This window comes from Coriobacteriia bacterium, from assembly GCA_030652115.1.
Taxonomy (GTDB): Bacteria; Actinomycetota; Coriobacteriia; order Anaerosomatales; family Anaerosomataceae; genus UBA6100.
In genome coordinates this window covers 62,866-81,500 of record JAUSBK010000013.1, presented here as the reverse complement: position 1 = coordinate 81,500, position 18,635 = coordinate 62,866, and the positions used below count along the sequence as shown (strand labels likewise).

Genomic DNA, 18,635 nt, shown 5'->3' with positions numbered 1-18,635 from the left:
GATACCCCCCGGGGTTAACGGGATTTGGTACCACTAGTTACATGTCCTACCCGCCAAGACGCGTTCTCACGCAAGAAGCGCGCCACGACTCCTCTGGCTCGGACGAGCGTGCGGCGGCAGGGGGGCTGGATGAGTCCATCGCAGCGAGAGCCGAGAATCGAAAAAGGTCAGAGGCATTGAGCCTCTGACCTTCTGGATTTGTTGGTCGCGGGGGCCGGATTCGAACCGACGACCTTCGGGTTATGAGCCCGACGAGCTACCAGACTGCTCCACCCCGCAACGGGAGAATGAGGTTATCACGGTCCGCAGCGGGATGCAATCCATCCCCTTTGGGATGCAATCCGGCGTGATCATCATTCGCCGTCCGTCGGAAAGTACCGGACCAGCGGCGTAATACACCCGACAGGCGTTCGACCAGGCACGATTCCCGGAATGCTGTCGCTTGGGACACTACTGTTACTACGCGCGCGGGCCGATGAATGGTTTGGAGCAGTCTCTCTTGTGGGGGGTGGATGGTGGCTCGGCAGATCTCACGACGTGGCATCGCGATCGGCGCGGTCGTGATCGTTCTGGTCATCATGGCGGCGGTCCTACTCCCCTTCGGCCAGTCCGAGGACAGCGCACCGGGAGATGACCTGACAGTCTCGGGTCCGGTCGACCGCACGGGGTCGGTTGACACGGCCCAGGCAACCTCGGGCGATACGGCGGTAGGCGCTCAGCTCGTCGCCACCCACGAGACCGGCGAGATCGTCCCGCCAGAGTCCACGAGGTCAACGAAGAAGACCTCTGCGCCTGCAGCGCCGGTGACCGACGGTTCAACTCCGCCGCCCACGACATCGGAGGAGCAGGCGTATCTCGAGGAGACCCGCAAGGTCGTGGAGACCAACGCCGTAGAGCTGGGCGCGATGGCTGAAGCGGTGGCCGATGCGCTCGGGCGCGGAGACGAGGGTGATCTGTCACTCCTGCTCGCCGACGATGAGGGCGACCAGTCCACGTTCGTGGAGGGGCTTGCGAGCACGTACCCGCCCATATCCGAATCGGCGCTTGGCGGCAACGTGAACGTCTTTGCGGCGGGCGACACCACGCTCTACTTCGCCTACGCGATCGTCACCTGGACTGATGGCGGGATCACCTCGGAGCACACCATCCCGATCGTGCTGCGCTTCGTGAACGGCGAATGGCGCCTCAGCACGCTCGGCGAGACCTGCGCAGATCTGGAGTTCGTCCAGTCGGTGGTGTTGTGATGGCCGGCTCGAGGAGGTCGAGTACGATGGCTGCCACTCGCGGACGCGCGAAGTGGTCTACCCGTCTCTCGTGGTGTCTGGCGGTGACGGTCGTGGCCCTTGCAGTGCCGTCCGTTGCTCTGGCCACTCCTGTTGCGCCGGGCGTGAGGGATGCCACCGTGTACCAGGGCGGTATCGGCGTGACCATCTGGTGGACCGCGTCCACCGATACCGACGCCGGCTCGATCCAGTACCAGGTCTATCGCGACGACGTGCCGATGACGATCGCCACGTACCTCGCCAACGGTGAGCTCGTCCTCACGACCTCGAACACGACAGAGACCGTGACGCCGAAGGCCGACGAACTGGCCAAGAAGTACACCTATTACTACATGGTGGTCGCAACGAACACCACGACCGGCAACAAGGCCGTCTCGAGCAACATCGTGCCGAACGTCCACGGCGGCGTGCGCTCCGGATACGCCACCTACAACTGCCAGCTCTGCCACAGCGTCCACGGAGCGCCGCCCGAGGGCTACCTCGGGGCAGCGTCCACATGGGGCTGCTATCGCTGCCATGGCAACACCGACGCCACCAAGAGCTATGGCGACAAAGCGGTGCGAAACGTCCAGCGCGACTTCTACGACTACACCTCGGGTCAGACCATCCCGACCACGCTCTCGCGCCACTACAACCAGTACATGATCGACAACGAGACCGAGTGCACTACGTGCCACACGCCGCACAAGAGCCCGTACTACGTGGACCCGGCTACCGGCACCAAGCTGAACGCGAGCTCGTACACGCAGCTCTTGCGCGCCGAGATCTCCGACGCCAGCTACTACTACAGTACCGATGCCGTGCCGGCCGGCAACGCGTTCTGCCTGCAGTGTCACGGTAGCGGCACGACGGCGCTGGACTTCAACGCCGGCACCGGCGCGTACGACCGCACGGCTGGCGACCACACGTACGGTGCGAGCGCGGCGCACAGCACCTCGGGCGTGTTCGCGAACGCCGACGGCCACCAGACCAACCCCGGGATCCAGTGCGAAGCCTGCCACGCCAAGCACGCCTCGGCTGCCGACAAGCTCATCGCGTACCGCGGTGACGACAGCAGCGCCACCTCGGCAGACGGCACCTACGCGCAGGCAGAGCTCTGCTACGCATGCCACAGCGCCAGCGGCTATGCCGCTGAGATCGCGGCCGGGACGGCGACCGGCAACACGAACTTCGCCTGGAACGGCCGGGACGTGGCTGCGCAGTTCGGCAAGGCGTCGCACCATCCGACGGCGGCGGGGTCGCTCACCTGCGCCAACTGCCACAACGTCCACGCGGTGCAGAAGGGCGCTGCCGGCACGGTGTGGCAACTCGTGCGCGCTTCGCTGCCGAGCAATACGAAGACCACCTACGCCGGCACCGCCACGGCGTTCTGCCTCGAGTGCCACGACGGCACCGCCCCCACCACGGCGGCCAATACGGCGACCGTGCTCGTGCCGTACGATGTGGCGTTCTCCGACCAGAGCGCGTCACCGTACTTCCTGACGTGGAACAAGTCGGCCATCGGCGCGGACTCGACCCTCGGCTTCACCAGTTCGGGGCATTACACCGTCTCGGCCGCCAACGGGCAGGCGACCTGCGCGGCCTGTCACGACCCGCACGCGTCGAACTTCCCGCGCCTGACGGCGTGGACGATGCCCACCGGTGCAAGCGGGCTCAACGCGGGCACCCGCGAGAACGATGCGGCCGACGCACCCTCCTCGCAGGAGCAGAACCTCTGCTATCAGTGCCACGGCAACGGCACGACCAGCCTGGGGTCCGGTGTCACGAGCCGGAGGGCGGCGGGCGCCAAAGATGTGATCACAAAGGCGATCTTGGCCAACTCGCACGATCCCGCCGACACAACCGGTGCGCACTCGGACCTCGAAGACGCCGCGGACATCAGCGCGACGATGCACGCCGAGTGCACCGACTGCCATGATCCGCATGTGACCAAGAAGGTATCCGCCTCGGCGGTCCACGACACCGCGTGGCCTGGCACGAACTCGAGCGGTCCGGGCAGCGCGGTCTTCGGCGCCTGGGGTGTGGTCCCCCTGTATGGCGACGCGGTGCGGGACATCACCCAGACGACGCCGACAATCATTACCAACCCCGGAACCTACAACTGGACGAGCCCTGCTGTGTACACGCCGCTTCGGCTGACCGGGGCGACGACCGATACCGAAGCGTACCTGTGCTTCAAGTGCCACAGCGCCAACGTCACCGCGCTACCTGCCGGCACGACCGATATCGCCATGGAGTTCAATCCGAGCAACTTCAGCGTGCACAACGTGCTCGGCCAGAGCGTGGGCATGCAGAACGCGTTCACGGTGAACGGAACCTCGTACACCTGGACGACACCGCCGGCCGCGGACTTCCTGCAGACCGGCTGGACCATCAGCTCCATGATGACCTGCACGGACTGCCACACGAACGACCAGAACTCGGCCACACAGGCGAAGGGACCGCACGGATCGAGCACCAACTGGATCATCGATCCTGCATACCCGACCAACTGGCGGACGACCAATCTCAGCGGCACGGTATCCGGCATGAGCAACACGACCAACATCTGCGCCAAGTGCCACACGAACCTCGACGCCTGCAACGACACGCACAGCAGTCACACCACGCTCGCCAAAGGCCAGTGCAACTTCTGCCATGTCGGGGTCCCGCACGGCTGGAAGCGGCCGCGGCTGCTCGGCTACACGACGGAGGGCACGTACGCATCGACCAGGCTGTACGCAGTCGAGCTGCAGAGCTACACGTACTCGAACTGGAGCTCAAGCAGATGTGATACCGGCTGCACGCACTCGAACACGTTCACCGATACCTGGTAGGCTCAAAGGAGTGGTGCGCGGGGTGTATCATTGGCGCTCAACGGCTAGTGTTTGCGCCAAGGGCAAACTCGGCAAGGTTTTCGCAAGAACTGGGTAAGGTCGGTGTGCGAGAGTCGTGCTGACAAGAAAGGCACCATGAGGAAGACGACTCATATGGGATTTCTACTGCGGACGGTTGCCCTGGTAACCGCCTTCGCGTTGCTTTCCGCGCCGGCTTTCGCGGTCCCGTCCGAGACGGCGACCACCACACCCGCGCCCCAAGCACCGGTCCCCGCCGCCGAGAGTCCGGTCCTGGCGCCTACCGATGCCGAGACCGCGGCGTTCCGCGCCGAGTTGGCGGCCAAGCAGGCTGCGCTCGACGAACTCGAGGCGCAGCTCGACGAACTCGACCGGGAACTCGCGATCGCTGCCGAGGCCTACAACAAGGCCGTCATGGAGCTCGAGGCCACGAGAGAACACCTGAGCTCGACCAAGGAGGACCTCGCCAACGCCGAGATCGCCTTCGAGATACAGCAAGACACGCTCTCGGAGCGTGCGCGCGACATCTACCGCAGCGGTGATCTCAACGTCATCGAGATCCTGCTCGGCTCCAAGTCGGTCTCCGACTTCCTGGCGCGCATCAAGTTCCTGCACGCCATCGGCCAGAGCGACGCGGATATTGCTGCTGCGCTTGCCGCCCAGCGCGACCAGATCTCGATCCAGGCGGCCGAGCTCGAGGACGAGGCGCTGCACGCCCGCTCGCTCGAGTTCGAGCTGCAGGCACGCCAGATCGAGGTCATGATCCGCATCCAGGAGCGTGAGACCCTACTCGCCGCCGCACAGACCGAGCTGCTCGCGCTGCTCGATAGCCGGGCATCCGAGCGTCAGTTTGCCGAGGCGGAGTTGCTCCGTCAGGTGCTCGCCGGGGCAAACCGGGCCGGCATCGTGGTCGAGCCCGGCTCGCCGGTCGAGACCGCACTCGCCTATCACGGTGTCCCCTACCTCTGGGGCGGTGCCAAGCCGAGCGGTTTCGACTGCTCCGGGCTCGTCATGTACGTGATGAACCAGCACGGTGTGCGCCTGCCGCACTACTCCGGGGCCCAGTTCCAGCTCGGCGAGAAGGTCGCGCCAGCGGACCTTAAGGCCGGCGACGTGGTGTTCTTCGGCTCCCCCGTCTACCACGTGGGCATGTATGTCGGAGCCGGGTACTTCATCCACGCGCCGCGCACGGGCGACTACGTGAAGCTCTCCAAGCTCGCCGACCGCAAGGACTACGCGGGCGCCCGCCGGTACGACTGGCAGTACCGAACCTCTCCGATCACGGGCGCTGTCGTCGACCCGACAACCGCGGTGCAGTAGGCTGACTCGCTGGCGCATCGCGCCGCTCATCATCGTCTCGCACGAACACCTGGAGGCCGCATGAGGGACCTTGTTGCGCTCGCGCTCGACGCCGCACAGACGGCGGGTGCACGCTATGCGGATGCGCGCGTCGTCGAGACGAGACAGCAGACCATTTCCGTCCGAACAGGGCGCGTCGAGGGCATCGAGAACGCCGAGTCGCTCGGCATCGGCGTTCGCGTGATCGCCGACGGCGCCTGGGGCTTCGCCGCCACGAGCGAAATCACGCCCGACGGCATCCGCGCCGCAGCCCACGAGGCGGTGGCGCTCGCCCGCGCCGCTGCGAGCACCCTGCTCGCGCCGGTCCGTCTGGCCGACGTCGGCGCCTACACGGACACCTGGACCGGACCGTGCGAGACCGACCCCTTCTCCATCTCGCTCGACGACAAGCTCGCGCTCCTCCTCGCCGCCGATGAGGCGATGCGCGCCGAAGAGGCCGTTCGGATCTCGTCCTCGGCGATGGATTTCCTCCACGTGAAGAAGCTCTTCGGCTCGACCGAAGGCTCGATGATCGAGCAGTCGTACTTCGAGAGCCAGGCCGGCATCACGGCCTACTCGCTCGGCGGCGGCGAGATGCTGCCCCGCTCCTACCCCAACTCGCACGGTGGGCAGGCGGTGCAGGGCGGTTGGGAGGCGATCCTCGCACTCGACCTGGCAGGCAACGCTCCACGCGTAGGCGAGCAGGCGGCCGCGCTGCTCTCGGCCGCACCGTGTCCCGCCGAGATGACGACGGTCATCATCGACAGCTCGCAGGTGGCCCTCCAGGTGCACGAGTCGATCGGCCACCCCACCGAGCTCGACCGCGTACTCGGCGACGAGGCCGCCTTCGCCGGCACGTCGTGGGTCGGGCTCACCGACCTCGGCGCGCTGCGCTACGGCTCCGAACACGTGAGCGTGACCGCCGACGCGACGATCCCCGGCTCGCTCGGGGCCTTCGGCTATGACGACGAGGGCGTGCCGGCGCAGCGCGACTACCTCATCCGCGACGGTATCCTCACCGGCTTCCAGAGCTCACGCGAGTCAGCCCTCGAGATCGGCCGCACGTCGAACGGCTGCATGCGCGCGGACGGCTGGAACCGGCAGCCGCTCGTACGCATGACCACCGTGAGCCTCGAGCCGGGCAGCTGGACGCTCCCCGACCTCATCGCCGACACAGAGCGCGGCATCTACTTCGAGACGAACAACTCGTGGTCGATCGATGACCGCAGGCTCAACTTCCAGTTCGCCTGCGAGATCGGCTGGGAGATCACGAACGGGAAACTCGGCCGGATGATCAAGAACCCCAACTACACGGGCATCACACCGGAGTTCTGGGGCTCGTGCGACGCGGTGGGCAACCGCGACCACTGGCAGGTGTGGGGGATCCCCAACTGCGGCAAGGGCGAGCCGATGCAGGTCGCCCACGTGGCCCACGGAGCGGCTCCCGCGCGCTTCACGAACGTCCGGGTGGGGGTGGGACGATGAGGCTTTCGGCCGAAGAGGCGCTCGCCCTCGCAACCCGCGCTGTGGGACTGACCGCCGCAGACGAGGCGGAGGCCGTCGTCACATCGGGCAGCGCCGCGCTCACACGTTTCGCGGGCAACCGCATCCACCAGAACGTCGCCGAGAGAGACACGCGGCTCACCCTGCGCGCCGCGCTCGGCACGCGTACCGGCGTGGCGAGCACCAATCTGCTCGACGAGGAGGCGCTCGCACGCTGCGCCTCCGCAGCCGTGGAGGCTGCCCGGCATGCCCCCGAAGACCCGGGCTTTCCCGGACTGCCCGCGGGTGAGTCCGGCGTCCTGGCCGGGCGGGACACCGCCGGCGTGACCGTATTCGACGCTTCCCGGCGCGCCGAGGCAGCAGCTGCGATCATCGCTCCCGCATCCGCAGCGGGGCTTGTCGCTGCCGGCACCGTTTCGCAGAGCCTCTACTCGCTTGCAGTCGCAAACTCCCGCGGCGTGGCGCGTGCCACCTCTTCGGGAGACGTCCGCGCGACCGTCCTCACCATGGGCGCGTCCGGTGGCAGCGGCTGGGCCTCGTGGCTCGGCGCAAGCACCGCAGGCTTCGACCCGGCCGCCATGGGCGCCCGCGCGGCGGACACCGCCGCACGTTCGGCAGAACCCGAGACGCTCGATCCCGGCACCTACACCGTGGTCCTCGCGCCTGAAGCGGTGAGCGACATCCTCGAGTTCATGGGATGGCTCGGCTTCGGTGCCAAGCCGCTTTCCGAAGAGGGGTCCTTCCTCGCCGGCCGCATCGGCGAGCAGCTCGTGGATCCTCGCATCACCATTTCCGACGACGCGCTCGCCCCCAAGACCATCGGTCTCGGCATAGACTTCGAGGGACAGCTCCGGCAGCGAGTGCCACTGATCGAAGCGGGCGTGGCGCGCGGCGTGGTGACCGACTCGTACTTCGCGGCCAAACTCGGGCTGCCGAATACAGGCCACGCGCTCCCCGCGCCCAACCCGTACGGGCCCCTGGCGCTCAACCTCAAGATGGGCGCTGGCGATACCACCGAGGCCGACATGATCGCGTCGGTGGAGCGCGGCGTGTACGTCACGCGGTTCCACTACGTGAACGTCGAGGAGCCGATGAAGCTCGTGCTCACGGGCATGACGCGCGACGGCACCTTCATGATCGAAAACGGCCAGCTCACGCGCCCGCTCAAGAACCTCCGATTCACCCAGGGCATTCTCGACGCGTTCTCGCACCTCGGCGCGATCGGCGCCGAGCGCGTGCTGGTGGGACCCGGAGAGGGCGGTGCCACGCTCGTGCCGGCGCTCTTGCTCGATCGCTGGGAGTTCACCGGCCAGACCGGGTAGCGCCGCGCACGGCGCACCAGAGAATGAAGGAGGCCCCGGGTTCGGACCCCCGGGGCCTATTGCGAGCGCTGTCCGGCCCTCCGAATGGAGGGGCGCCACCATCGGGCCGGACGGTCTGTCAGGTTGCTATCCGACTATCCTGACACTCACTTCATCGGACGTCCTGACCTGGGACTTTAGGCCTCGAGAGCCACTTTCGACGACCGGACCGTGGGCAAGCGACGAACGGTCGAGGCTCACTGCTGAGCGGATGAGCGGCAGGCTAGCGAGCCGTCAGAGCGGCGAGCTCGGCCGCATCGAGGCTGCGCACGAAGTCGAGCACCAGCTTGCCCGCGGTCGCGACCTTCGCCGTTTCCACATGCGGCGAGACGTCCTGGGCCGTGTGATAGACCGGGTCGGTGCGCCAGCATACGCACGTGGCGGGCATCCCCGCCTTCTCGTATGCCTCGTGATCGCTCAGGCCGGTCGACGACGTGTCCTGCTTGAAGGTCATTCCGATGCCCATGCTCTTCGCATGCGCGAGCACCATGTCCGAGAGCGTGGCGGGGGCCTTGAGCATCGCGCGGGAGTGGAACGCCGAGCCGTAGCCGATCATGTCGAGCGAGATCATCCCGGCGGTCTTCGCACGTTCGGCAGCGGACATCTGCGAGACCCGGTACCGCGAGCCGAAGTGGTGCCAGTCGGCCCCACCGTCGATGATCTCCTCGCTGCCGAAGAAGACGAACTCGATCGTAGGTACCACTGGGTCGGCGGCCACGATCTCGGCGATCTCCAGGAGCGCCCCGCAACCCGTGCCGTTGTCGTTCGCTCCCGGCGAGGGCGGCTTGCTGTCCATGTGCCCTCCGAGCACGAGCACCACGTCGCTCGAGCCCTGCACCCGGGCAACGACGTTGCAGCTCGTAGTGCTGTTCGGGAGCGGGAACTCCTCGATGCGCGCGTTCAGGCCGAGTGCGACCAACTGGTCCCGGATGTAGGCGGCGGCAGCCGCTTCGGCCGCCGAGCCGCCCTTGCGCACGCCGAACGCCTCCAGCGCACGGACGTGCGCCATTGCTGCGCTCACATCGAACTTCCGACGCTCGAGAGGTGTGGCGGTGAGCGGTTGCGGCTGCACTGCAGCGAGCGTCGCTGCGGGGTCGGCGGTCTGGACCGCAGGAGGCGTGGCCGCTCCGGTGGCTTCGAGGGTGCGCGTGCTCTCCCTCGTGGCGAGGTCGCTCACGTCGGGCGCCGGGGCACGCAACGCGCCGAACACGATGACTGCGGTGATCGCCGCTACGCCGACCACCGCTCCCGCGGCAAGCACCGTGGTCCGGAGCCTCACCAGTAGACCGCCCTTCGCGAGCAATCACTCGGCCACTCCGTACAGCTTACCGCCCTTCGGCCGCCTCCTGCTGCGCGATCATGTCCTTCACCTTCATGAGCCGGGTGAGGTTGCCGCGCTCGGCCTCGTCGAGTTTCATCGTGATGTCGCGGATCGTCGCCTCGATGGTGGGGATGAGCACGTACTCGAGGGCGTTCACGCGGCGCCGGGTGCGCTCGATCTCGGCCGCCAGCAGCTCGATCGCCTTCTCGCGCTCGGCGAGTTCCAGCATTCGCGGCGCCACCGTGGCGAGCCGTGCGAGCGCTGTGTCGAGAACCGCCGGCGTGGTCGCGAGCGAGTAGCCGCCCGGCTCGGGCAGCTCGCCGAGGGTGAAGACGGGCACGCGCACGCTCATGAGGCTCTTCTCGGCCACCTCGAGCAGCGGCAGCGCCTCTCCGGCCATGAGCGCCGACGCGAGGGCGCCGCTCCCAGCCTCGGTGCGGGCGATCGACAGCAGTCCGAACGCCGCCTGGAGCTCGCGCTCGACATCGCGACGCAGGCGCCGGTTGTCGGTGATGCGGGCCTGGAACTCCTTCATGAGTTCGTCGAGCTTGTCCTTGAGCAGTTTGTGGCCACGCTTGGCAGTGACTCCGCGACGACGCAGCTTCAGGAGCTCCATGCGGTTCGGGTTGGCGCGGATCTGCGGCATCGCTACCCCCTCACCAGCAGCACGTAGCCGATGAGCCCGGTGGCGGCGAGTAGCGCCACGATGTTGATGATCCGCAGCACGGTCACTGTCTTCGGCACCCTGTCGGCGACCTTCTTCGCCCACACGATCATGTAGACCTGGTAGACGAGCATGCCGCCCAGGCCGGCGAAGAGCAGGATGATGAGGACGTCCCTCACGCCTCGACCGTCTCCTTCAGGTATCTCGCGATGAACTCGTCCTTAATGCGCTTGAGCTCGGTCGTGGGCAGCAACGCGACGAGCTCCCAGCCGATCTCGAGCGTGCGCTCCACGCTCCGCTCCTCGTGCTCGCCCTGGCGGATGAAGCGGTCTTCGAATGCGTCTGCGAAGGCCACGAACGCCTTGTCCGTGTCCGAGAGCGCCGCCTCGCCGAGGATGACGGCGAGTTCCTTGGCCTGGATGCCGCGCGCGTACGCGCCGAAGAGCTGGTTGCTGAGGTCGGCGTGGTCCTCGCGCGTCTTGCCCGGACCGATACCCTTCTGCTTCAGGCGCGACAGGCTGGGCAGCACGGCGATCGGCGGGTAGACGCCCGAGCGGTGAAGCGGCCGGTCTAGGATGATCTGCCCCTCGGTGATGTAACCGGTGAGGTCGGGGATCGGGTGCGTCTTGTCGTCGTCGGGCATGGAGAGGATCGGCACCTGGGTGATCGAGCCCTTGCGGCCCTTCACGCGACCGGCGCGCTCGTAGATGGTCGCGAGGTCCGTGTAGAGGTAGCCCGGGTAGCCTCGGCGGCCTGGCACTTCCTTGCGCGCGGCGGACACCTCGCGGAGCGCCTCGCAGTAGTAGGTCATGTCGGTGAGGATGACGAGTACGTGCATGTCGCACGTGTACGCCAGGTACTCGGCAGCGGTGAGCGCCATACGCGGCGTGGCGATGCGCTCGACGGCCGGGTCGTCGGCGAGGTTCAAGAAGAGCACGGCGCGCTCGATGGCGGCCGTCTTGCGAAACTCGGTGATGAAGAAGTCGGCGTCCTCGAAGGTGATGCCCATCGCGGCGAACACCACGGCGAACTCGCCTTCGAGCTTCTCGCCTACCTTGGTGGGATCGTCGCTCCTCGCGAGCACCGACGCCTGCCGGGCGATCTGCGCGGCGAGCTGGTTGTGCGGCAGTCCCGAGCCGGAGAATACCGGAAGCTTCTGCCCGCGCACGAGCGGGTTCAGGCCGTCGATAGCCGAGATGCCCGTCTGGATGAAGTCGTCGGGGAAGTCGCGCGCCGTCGGGTTGATCGGGTCGCCGTAGATCGAGCGGCGCTCCTCCGGGATGATGTCCGGTCCGCCGTCCTTCGGCCGGCCCAGGCCGTCGAACACGCGCCCCAGCATGTCTCGGCTCACGCCGAGTTCGAGCGACCGCCCGAGGAAGCGCACCTTCGTCTGAGACGGGTTCGCACCGCGCGTGCCGCCGAATGACTGGACGAGCGCCACGTCGCGGTTGACCTCGAGCACATTGCCGAGGCTCTTGGTGCCGTCGGGGAACTCGAGCTCTACGAGCTCGCCGTACTTCACGTCGGCGACCTTCTCCACGAGCAGAAGCGGCCCGACGATGTCGCGGGTGGTGCTGTATTCGCGGGCCATGTTACGCCTCCTCCCCATCTTCGCTGACGAGCTGCGTCTCGATCTCCGAGGCAATCTCGTCGAAGACGGCGATGTCTTTGAGTGTCAGGTACTTGGCCCGCGCGATCCGCTCGCGCACCGGCGCCGCGAAGATGCCCTTGAGCGGCGCACCCTCGGCCTGTGCCTCGATAGCCTTGGAGTGGAAGAGCAAGATCGTCTTGAGCAACAGGTCTTGCTCGGCGAGCGATGAGAACTGATCGTCCTCGCGGAATGCGTTCTGCTGCAGGAAGTCCTCGCGGATGGACTTGGCGGTCTCCATGAGGATCTGCTCCTCGGCGGAGAGCGCTTCCAGGCCGACGAGCCGCACGATCTCGGCAAGCTCGCTCTCACGCTGGAGGATCGCCATGCACTGGTCGCGGCGCACGCGGAACTCCGGCGAGACGTCCGCGTCCCAGTGCAGACGCAGCTTCTCGAGGTAGAGCGAGTAGCTCGTAAGCCAGTCGATGGCCGGGAAGTGGCGCTCGTATGCCAGGGTATCTTGGAGAGCCCAGAAGACCTTCACAACTCGCAGGGTGTTCTGCACCACAGGCTCGGACAGGTCGCCGCCCGGAGGAGACACCGAACCTACGACCGATACGCTGCCCGTGCGGGTCTCGCCCGAGGTCAGCGTCTCGACTTTCCCGGCCCGCTCGTAGAACGCTGCCAGTCTGGTGCCGAGGTACGCGGGGAAGCCTTCTTCACCCGGCATCTCCTCGAGGCGGCCGGAGATCTCGCGCATCGCCTCCGCCCAGCGGCTGGTGGAGTCGGCCTGGAGCACGACCTCGTAGCCCATGTCGCGGAAGTACTCGGCCATAGTGATGCCCGTGTACACGCTCGCCTCGCGCGCGGCCACCGGCATGTTGGAGGTGTTCGCCACGAGAACGGTGCGCTTCATGAGCGGGTAGCCCGAGTACGGGTCCGTGAGTTCGGGGAATTCCATGAGCACGTCGGTCATCTCGTTGCCGCGCTCGCCGCAGCCGATGAAGATGACCACCTGGGCGTTACTCCACTTGGCCACCTGGTGCTGCGTGACCGTCTTGCCGGCGCCGAACGGACCGGGGATGCACGCCACACCGCCTTTGACGAGCGGGAAGAACGTGTCGATCACGCGCGTGCCGGTCACGAGCGGCTCATCGGCCGAGATCTTGCGCGCGTACGGCCGCGGAACGCGGACCGGCCACGACTGCATCATGATGAGGTCGTGGGTCGAGCCGTCGGCCAGCCGGAGCTGCGCCACCGGCTCGGTCACGGTGTGCTCACCGCTCGTGATCGAGACCAGTTCGCCCTCGATGCCCGGCGGCACCATGATGCGGTGCTCGATGACCTCGTTCTCCTGCACGGTGCCGATGATGTCGCCTGCGGTCACGTGCGTGCCTGCCGAGAGCGTGGGCGTGAACGCCCAGCGCTTCTCACGGTCGAGACCCGGGGCCGAGACGCCACGCGTGAGGTACGAGCCGGCGATCCGCTCGAGGACATCGAGCGGGCGCTGCACGCCGTCATATACGGCCCCGAGCATGCCCGGACCGAGCTCGACCGACAGCGGCGCACCGGTGCCTTCCACCGGATCGCCTGGGCCGAGGCCTTCGGTCTCCTCGTACACCTGGATCGACGCGCGGTCGCCGCGCATCTCGATGATCTCGCCCATCAGGCCTTGTTCGCCCACGCGGACGAGGTCGAACATCCTCGCACCGCTCAAGCCTTCGGCGACCACGAGGGGTCCGGCGACCTTCACGATCGTGCCACGTTCCATCTACTCTTCCTCTTCCCTGTGAGGCACCGACGTGCCGAGTGCACGCTCTATCGCGCGGTCGAGCTTGGCCGCGCCTACGCCGCCGGCACTGCCGGCCGCAGGTATCACCGTCACTGCCGGAACCGGCTCGTCCGCGATCTCGGCGACCAGGTCGCCGATGGCCGCGAAGACCGGCTCCGTCACGAACACCGCGCCAAAGCCGCCTCGCACGATCCCCGGCCACCGGTCGCGCGCGTCCTCCGGACGATCGACCGCGATCACCTCGAAGCCGAGCGGCCGGAAGCCCGCCACGCTCGTGGCGTCGCCCAGCACGGCGATGCGCATCCCGCTCATGACATGCGCTCCTTCAACCGGGCGCGCACGCTCTCGCGGTCGAGGCCGGCGAGTCGGCCCACCACTGCCGTGCGCAGCAGCAACACCTCGGCCTCACGCCCAAGCACGTACGCGAGCACCGGCTCGGCACCGCCGGGCGATCGCCGGGCCGCGAGCATGCGCTCGGCTACGAGAGAGTCAGCCATCATGTCAAAGCGCTCGATATCCACCAGTTCGGTCTCGTTCGGCCCCCCGAGCACGCGCGTATCGACGATCGCCGCGGCCAGATCGGCGGGAGCCATACCCGTCAGACCGGAGGCGAGCTTCACGAGCGCCTTCGAGCCGCCCGGTACGAGACGAGAGACCACCTCGGCCGAGCGAAGTCCCTTGGCACGCGCCCGGATGAGCAGACGCGCGTTGGCTAGGTCGATGCGCAACGTGGCAAGTCCGCGCAGGAAGCGAACCTTGCTCGCGCGTGCCGCGTCGGCAAGCGCCACGAACATCGCACGGTCCACGAGCGCCTCAACGTCGTCGAGCGCCGGCGGCTCCTCGGCATCGTCGAACATCGTGAGCAGGTTGCGCATCGCGTCCGGCAGCTCCGCGCCGTCGCCTGCAAACGCCTCGGCAGGCACCGAGCCGAGCGGGGAGAGCTCGCCTGCCCCAACGCCGAGGATGCGCGCCTTCAAGGCGGCGCGCAGGTTCGCATAGTCGTACGGCATCTGGAAGAACGTGACGACCGCCGGAGGCAGGTCGGCGCGCTCGAGGAACTCGGCGTAGAGGTCGGCGAGCGACGCGTTGAGCGCCTGTTCGACGTCGGCGGCGGTCTCGGCGTCTTCGATGTAGCGGCCCATGTGCGTCTCGGCGAGGATCCGCTTCTGCTCGCGCAGATCCGGCGCATCGAGCAGCCGCTCGAAGGTCGCGCGCGACAGCAGCCGGCCTTCGAGCACACGCACGCGCCCCACGGCGTAGCCGTAGCGGATGTCGTCACCTATGCCGGCCAGACCGTACACGCGGGCCCTACTCCTCTCCGCCGAAGAGCGATCGTGCGGCAACCAACAGCAAGCTGTCGCGGTGATCTGCGATGAGCGCGGCCGGGGAGATCTCTTGCCGCACGCGATCGCCGGTGACGAGCACGCCATGGTCGAGCGGCGCGGGGTCGGACGCGGGCGTGACGCGTACGCCAGCCGCATCGAGCCGCGCCGGGAGCCCTGCGAGACGCTTGGCGTCCGCAGCGGCCACAGCAAGCGTGCCTCCACCGGTCGCCGCCTTCGCCACCCCTGCAGCGATCATCTCGAGGTACTCGCTATCCGGCAGCGCCTCGAGCTGGCCGCGAGCGCGGTCGAGCACGCGCTCCGCAAGAGCACGCTTGCGGCCGAGAAGATCATCGCGTACACGGAGGCGCGCGTTCGCGAGTAGCGTCGCCGCCTCTTCAGCGGCATCGTGCTCGGCTGCGGCAATCGCCGCTACCCGCTCTGCGTCAAGCGCCGCTTCGGCCTGCGCGATGATGCGCGCTGACTCGGCCTGCGCCGCGCCGAGGACATCAGCCGCCTCGGCCGCTGCATCCGTCTCGATGCGGGTGAGGATATCGGTGATCGCCACTGAGCGCCCCTAGAGTCCGAAGGCCTGCTGCAGACCCAGCATCATCAGAATCGTGACGATGAGGGAGAGCACCGCATACGTCTCGACAAGCGCCGGGAAGATGAGAGCCTTGCCCGCGTCCTCGCTGCGGCGCGCGACGACACCTGCGGCTGCAGCCCCGGTCTTGCCCTGGTAGATCGCGGTGACCAGACACAACCAGCCGACCGGCTGGCAGGCAAGGAACACCTTGAACCCGTCCGCACCGGCCATCCCGATCTGGCTGCCATCCATGAGCCCGAAGAAGCTCAGAGCGAGGATAGCCGTGATGAAGCCGTAGATGCCCTGGGTGCCCGGCATGGCAGCGAGCGGGAGCAGCTTGCCGAACTTCTCCCCGTCCTCGGTCACGATTCCGGAGACCACCGAGCTGGCGATGGTTATGCCGATAGCCGAGCCTATGCCGCCCAGGATGGCAGCCATGCCGCCACCGATGAGCGCCCAGTCGGCCCCGCTCAACTTCAAGAACAGATCGCTCACGATCCCGCTCCTTTCTGCCGGGCTTCGCCGGCATGCAACACGAGTGACTTCGTCCTCTTCGCGAACGGGCGGTGGATCCGCCCCCCGCCCTGGTAGAACTTGCTGAAGAACTCGACGAACTGCAGACGCGCCGGGTGTACGAACGCGCCGAGCAGGTTGATGACCACGTTGAAGATGTGGCCGACCACAAAGACCAGAGAGCCGAGGACCACGACCACGATGCCGCCGATGATACCCGTGCCGCCGCTTTCGAACAGCCCTCCGGCACCCTCAATGACCATGCCCGCCATGGTGTTGAACACCATGCCGACCAGCGCGCCGGACAGACCGAGCGCTGCCAGCCGGGTATAGGAGAGGATGTCGCCGATGAACGCCGACATCCCGTAAACCGCGTACAGGCCGCCGAGCAACGCGACCAGGGTGCGCCGCGTCGTCTTCGAGATGGCGAGTCCCACGACCGTAAGCGCGAGGACCGCCCACCCCAGCGGCAGGCTCAGCCCGAACGCCCAGCCGGTGAGCGCACCTACTACCAGCGCAAGCCACGCACCCCCGAGCGCCCGGTCCCACACCGGCACGTCGGTCGAACCCATCGCTGCCTGGAGTGCACGGCCCTTGAAGACGGCCGTCCCGGCAACGCCGATCACGATTGCCGGGAGCGTGAGCGAGGGGACTGCTACCGCCACGGCGATGGCGACGAAGAGCAGTACCGTGGAGAACTGGTCGAAGAACGCGGCGGCCCGGTCGCCGCGGCGTGCGAGATCGTATGTGGCGAGCAGCACGCCGAAGGTGACCTGTGTGATGCCGAGCGCGATGGTGATGATGAGGAACGTCGGCAATTGGTCGAGCGGATCGAGGACCCGCAGCGCAGCGAGCGGCGGCGCGTACTTCTGGATCACAGAGAAGTCCAGCGCGAAGTATGAGCCGAACAGCACGCCCATCACCATGGCTCCACCGCCGCCCACCATCAGCAGGTCCATGAACCGCTTGACCCCGGGGGCCACGTCGACCTTGTTCTTGATGTACCAGGCACCCGCGATGAGCATGAGCCCGTAGCCGACATCGCCGACACAGATCCCGAAGAACGCCAGGAAGAACGGCGCGAGGAGCGGCGTGGGGTCTATCTCGTCGTAGCGGGGCAGGCCGTACAGGTCGGTCAGAACCTCGAACGGGCGGATGAACCGCGGGTTGTCGAGTTCGACCGGCGGGTTGTCGTCTTCGGCCGGCTCCTGGAGCGTGACGTCGACCTCTGTGCCGAGCGGCGCCAGTGCCGCCTCAAGCTCCTCTCGCCGCGACGCCCGCACCCAGCCGCTCACCACGAAGGTGCAATCGGTCTTGCCGAAGTGCTCCCGTACGCGAACGGCATCGATATCGGAGCCGACCGCTTCAACGAGGGCCACCGATTGCTCGTAGTGTGCTTCGGCGAGCGTGTATGCCGACGCGGCGAGCAGCTCCAGCTCCTCGCCGATCTCCTCGACGCGAGCGAGCGCGATCGCGCGCTCCTCGGCCGGCGAGTCCTCGAGCCCGGGGAACGAAACCTCCTGGAAGCTCGTAAGTGCCAGCGCCGCCTGTACCTCGTCGAGCGTCGAGCAGTGCGCCATCACGACCCACGCGGCCCTGCCGCGTACCGACTGCAGCTCTTCGACGGTCACGTCGGGCGTCACCTCGCGCAGCGCCTGGCGTACGGCCGGACCTTCGGCCGATGGCACGATGCCAGTGAAAAGCACCACATGCTCGGTGCCGCTCCACCGCGAGATCTGCAGGTGCAGCGACTCCCACGGAAGTAGATCGTCGGCGAGCGACTTGAGCCGTGCGCGCTCTCGCTCGAGCGTGGCGGTCTGGGAGGAGATCGCCTCGCACTCGCGGTAGACCTGCAGGAACGTGGAGTCGGCCTGCATCGCCTCGTACTCGGCAGTATTCAGATGGATCTTCTCGGACACGAATGCGCCGAAGGGGCGGTCCGAGGTGTGGAAGGACGCGAGAAAGTCGCGCACGAAAGTCGCGTATGCGAAGTATTCCTCGAGTCGGCGCAGCCGCTCATCGTCGGCAGCGACCTCAACAGCCGGGAGTTCGGCGGGCTGGCTCTCGATCTCGAGCACCCCCGCTCGCTGCATGCGGGCCACGAGGTCGTCCATCACTGAACGATGGGCGAGCACCGTGACCTTGAGCATGCGCGCAACGGCCACTAGATCCCTTTCAGCGCGTCAAGAACGGCCGTCGTCGCGTCATCAGCGCGGCCCTCGGCGGCATCCATCTGTGTGGTGGCCTCGACCTCGGCGTCGGATGCGATCGCGGCGGCGTCCGCACGCGCCTGCTCGAGCACGGCTTCTCTCCGGGCAGCCACGGCGTCGCGGAGGTCCTCCCGGCCCGCGCGCAGCAATTCGGCGGCTTTGGCGCGCGCTTCGCTGAGCATCGTTGTGGCGGTGGCGCGGGCGTTCTCGGCCTCTGCGCGTGCGGCGTCCTCGGCGTGCAGTATCTTCTCGAGCTTCTCCACGCGATCCCACCCTCGGAAGTTCGACCTGGCCAGTGACGTCATCACATCGGCGAGTGT

Annotated in this window: 16 protein-coding genes and 1 tRNA gene; 5 read left to right on the top strand and 12 right to left on the bottom strand. The window is 67.3% G+C overall.

Going from position 1 to position 18,635, the window contains the following annotated elements; genetic code table 11:
- Nucleotides 1-202 precede the first annotated feature (202 nt).
- Nucleotides 203-279, bottom strand: a tRNA-Met gene (locus tag Q7W51_10870).
- Nucleotides 280-512: 233 nt separating this feature from the next.
- Here Q7W51_10870 and Q7W51_10865 point away from each other — a divergent pair.
- The 5 genes from Q7W51_10865 to Q7W51_10845 all read left to right on the top strand — a co-directional run bounded on the left by Q7W51_10865 (nucleotide 513) and on the right by Q7W51_10845 (nucleotide 8,280).
- Nucleotides 513-1,244 carry a hypothetical protein gene (locus tag Q7W51_10865; protein MDO8848873.1) on the top strand — a complete coding sequence of 244 codons (732 nt, stop codon included), beginning with the start codon at nucleotides 513-515 and terminating at the stop codon, nucleotides 1,242-1,244.
- A 26-nt stretch (nucleotides 1,245-1,270) separates the two neighbouring features.
- The gene (locus Q7W51_10860; GenBank protein ID MDO8848872.1) at nucleotides 1,271-4,099 is read left to right on the top strand and encodes a cytochrome c3 family protein; all 2,829 of its coding nucleotides are present in this window, start codon (nucleotides 1,271-1,273) and stop codon (nucleotides 4,097-4,099) included.
- A gap of 153 nt (nucleotides 4,100-4,252) precedes the next feature.
- Nucleotides 4,253-5,437, top strand: a complete 1,185-nt coding sequence (locus tag Q7W51_10855) for an NlpC/P60 family protein (protein ID MDO8848871.1) — start codon at nucleotides 4,253-4,255, stop codon at nucleotides 5,435-5,437.
- Between the two features lie 60 nt (nucleotides 5,438-5,497).
- The gene (locus tag Q7W51_10850; GenBank protein MDO8848870.1) at nucleotides 5,498-6,940 is read left to right on the top strand and encodes a TldD/PmbA family protein; all 1,443 of its coding nucleotides are present in this window, start codon (nucleotides 5,498-5,500) and stop codon (nucleotides 6,938-6,940) included.
- Nucleotides 6,937-8,280, top strand: a complete 1,344-nt coding sequence (locus Q7W51_10845; GenBank protein ID MDO8848869.1) for a TldD/PmbA family protein — start codon at nucleotides 6,937-6,939, stop codon at nucleotides 8,278-8,280. Before Q7W51_10850 ends, Q7W51_10845 begins: the two co-directional genes overlap by 4 nt.
- Nucleotides 8,281-8,542: 262 nt before the next feature.
- Here Q7W51_10845 and Q7W51_10840 read toward each other — a convergent pair whose 3' ends face one another.
- The 11 genes from Q7W51_10840 to Q7W51_10790 are packed head-to-tail and all read right to left on the bottom strand — an operon-like array spanning nucleotide 8,543 to nucleotide 18,578.
- Complete coding sequence (locus tag Q7W51_10840; protein ID MDO8848868.1) at nucleotides 8,543-9,598, bottom strand: M28 family peptidase; 1,056 nt, start codon at nucleotides 9,596-9,598, stop codon at nucleotides 8,543-8,545.
- 46 nt (nucleotides 9,599-9,644) lie between these two features.
- The gene (locus tag Q7W51_10835; protein ID MDO8848867.1) at nucleotides 9,645-10,286 is read right to left on the bottom strand and encodes a V-type ATP synthase subunit D; all 642 of its coding nucleotides are present in this window, start codon (nucleotides 10,284-10,286) and stop codon (nucleotides 9,645-9,647) included.
- A gap of 2 nt (nucleotides 10,287-10,288) precedes the next feature.
- A complete protein-coding gene (locus Q7W51_10830) occupies nucleotides 10,289-10,483 on the bottom strand; it encodes a hypothetical protein (GenBank protein ID MDO8848866.1) in 195 nt (64 codons plus the stop codon).
- A complete protein-coding gene (locus Q7W51_10825; GenBank protein MDO8848865.1) occupies nucleotides 10,480-11,895 on the bottom strand; it encodes a V-type ATP synthase subunit B in 1,416 nt (471 codons plus the stop codon). Before Q7W51_10825 ends, Q7W51_10830 begins: the two co-directional genes overlap by 4 nt.
- Before the next feature lies 1 nt (nucleotide 11,896).
- On the bottom strand, nucleotides 11,897-13,663 hold the full coding sequence (locus Q7W51_10820; protein MDO8848864.1) for a V-type ATP synthase subunit A: 1,767 nt from the start codon (nucleotides 13,661-13,663) through the stop codon (nucleotides 11,897-11,899).
- Nucleotides 13,664-13,996, bottom strand: a complete 333-nt coding sequence (locus Q7W51_10815) for a V-type ATP synthase subunit F (GenBank protein ID MDO8848863.1) — start codon at nucleotides 13,994-13,996, stop codon at nucleotides 13,664-13,666.
- Nucleotides 13,993-14,985 (bottom strand): V-type ATPase subunit, encoded by a 993-nt coding sequence (locus Q7W51_10810; protein ID MDO8848862.1) that lies wholly within the window; start codon nucleotides 14,983-14,985, stop codon nucleotides 13,993-13,995. The genes Q7W51_10815 and Q7W51_10810 overlap by 4 nt, the downstream gene beginning before the upstream one ends.
- Nucleotides 14,986-14,992: 7 nt before the next feature.
- A complete protein-coding gene (locus Q7W51_10805; protein ID MDO8848861.1) occupies nucleotides 14,993-15,574 on the bottom strand; it encodes a hypothetical protein in 582 nt (193 codons plus the stop codon).
- A gap of 9 nt (nucleotides 15,575-15,583) precedes the next feature.
- A complete protein-coding gene (locus Q7W51_10800) occupies nucleotides 15,584-16,087 on the bottom strand; it encodes a V-type ATP synthase subunit K (protein ID MDO8848860.1) in 504 nt (167 codons plus the stop codon).
- A complete protein-coding gene (locus Q7W51_10795; protein ID MDO8848859.1) occupies nucleotides 16,084-18,270 on the bottom strand; it encodes a V-type ATP synthase subunit I in 2,187 nt (728 codons plus the stop codon). The genes Q7W51_10800 and Q7W51_10795 overlap by 4 nt, the downstream gene beginning before the upstream one ends.
- Nucleotides 18,270-18,578, bottom strand: a complete 309-nt coding sequence (locus Q7W51_10790) for a hypothetical protein (GenBank protein MDO8848858.1) — start codon at nucleotides 18,576-18,578, stop codon at nucleotides 18,270-18,272. Before Q7W51_10790 ends, Q7W51_10795 begins: the two co-directional genes overlap by 1 nt.
- Nucleotides 18,579-18,635: the final 57 nt, after the last annotated feature.

What these genes read in the sequence shown, in the direction of transcription:
- Q7W51_10825 (MDO8848865.1), bottom strand. Translation starts at nt 11,895, where the DNA reads ATGGCCCGCGAATACAGCACCACCCGCGACATCGTCGGGCCGCTTCTG.
- Q7W51_10820 (MDO8848864.1), bottom strand. Translation starts at nt 13,663, where the DNA reads ATGGAACGTGGCACGATCGTGAAGGTCGCCGGACCCCTCGTGGTCGCC.
- Q7W51_10845 (MDO8848869.1), top strand. Translation starts at nt 6,937, where the DNA reads ATGAGGCTTTCGGCCGAAGAGGCGCTCGCCCTCGCAACCCGCGCTGTG.
- Q7W51_10835 (MDO8848867.1), bottom strand. Translation starts at nt 10,286, where the DNA reads ATGCCGCAGATCCGCGCCAACCCGAACCGCATGGAGCTCCTGAAGCTG.
- Q7W51_10865 (MDO8848873.1), top strand. Translation starts at nt 513, where the DNA reads ATGGTGGCTCGGCAGATCTCACGACGTGGCATCGCGATCGGCGCGGTC.
- Q7W51_10815 (MDO8848863.1), bottom strand. Translation starts at nt 13,996, where the DNA reads ATGAGCGGGATGCGCATCGCCGTGCTGGGCGACGCCACGAGCGTGGCG.
- Q7W51_10860 (MDO8848872.1), top strand. Translation starts at nt 1,271, where the DNA reads ATGGCTGCCACTCGCGGACGCGCGAAGTGGTCTACCCGTCTCTCGTGG.
- Q7W51_10855 (MDO8848871.1), top strand. Translation starts at nt 4,253, where the DNA reads ATGGGATTTCTACTGCGGACGGTTGCCCTGGTAACCGCCTTCGCGTTG.
- Q7W51_10850 (MDO8848870.1), top strand. Translation starts at nt 5,498, where the DNA reads ATGAGGGACCTTGTTGCGCTCGCGCTCGACGCCGCACAGACGGCGGGT.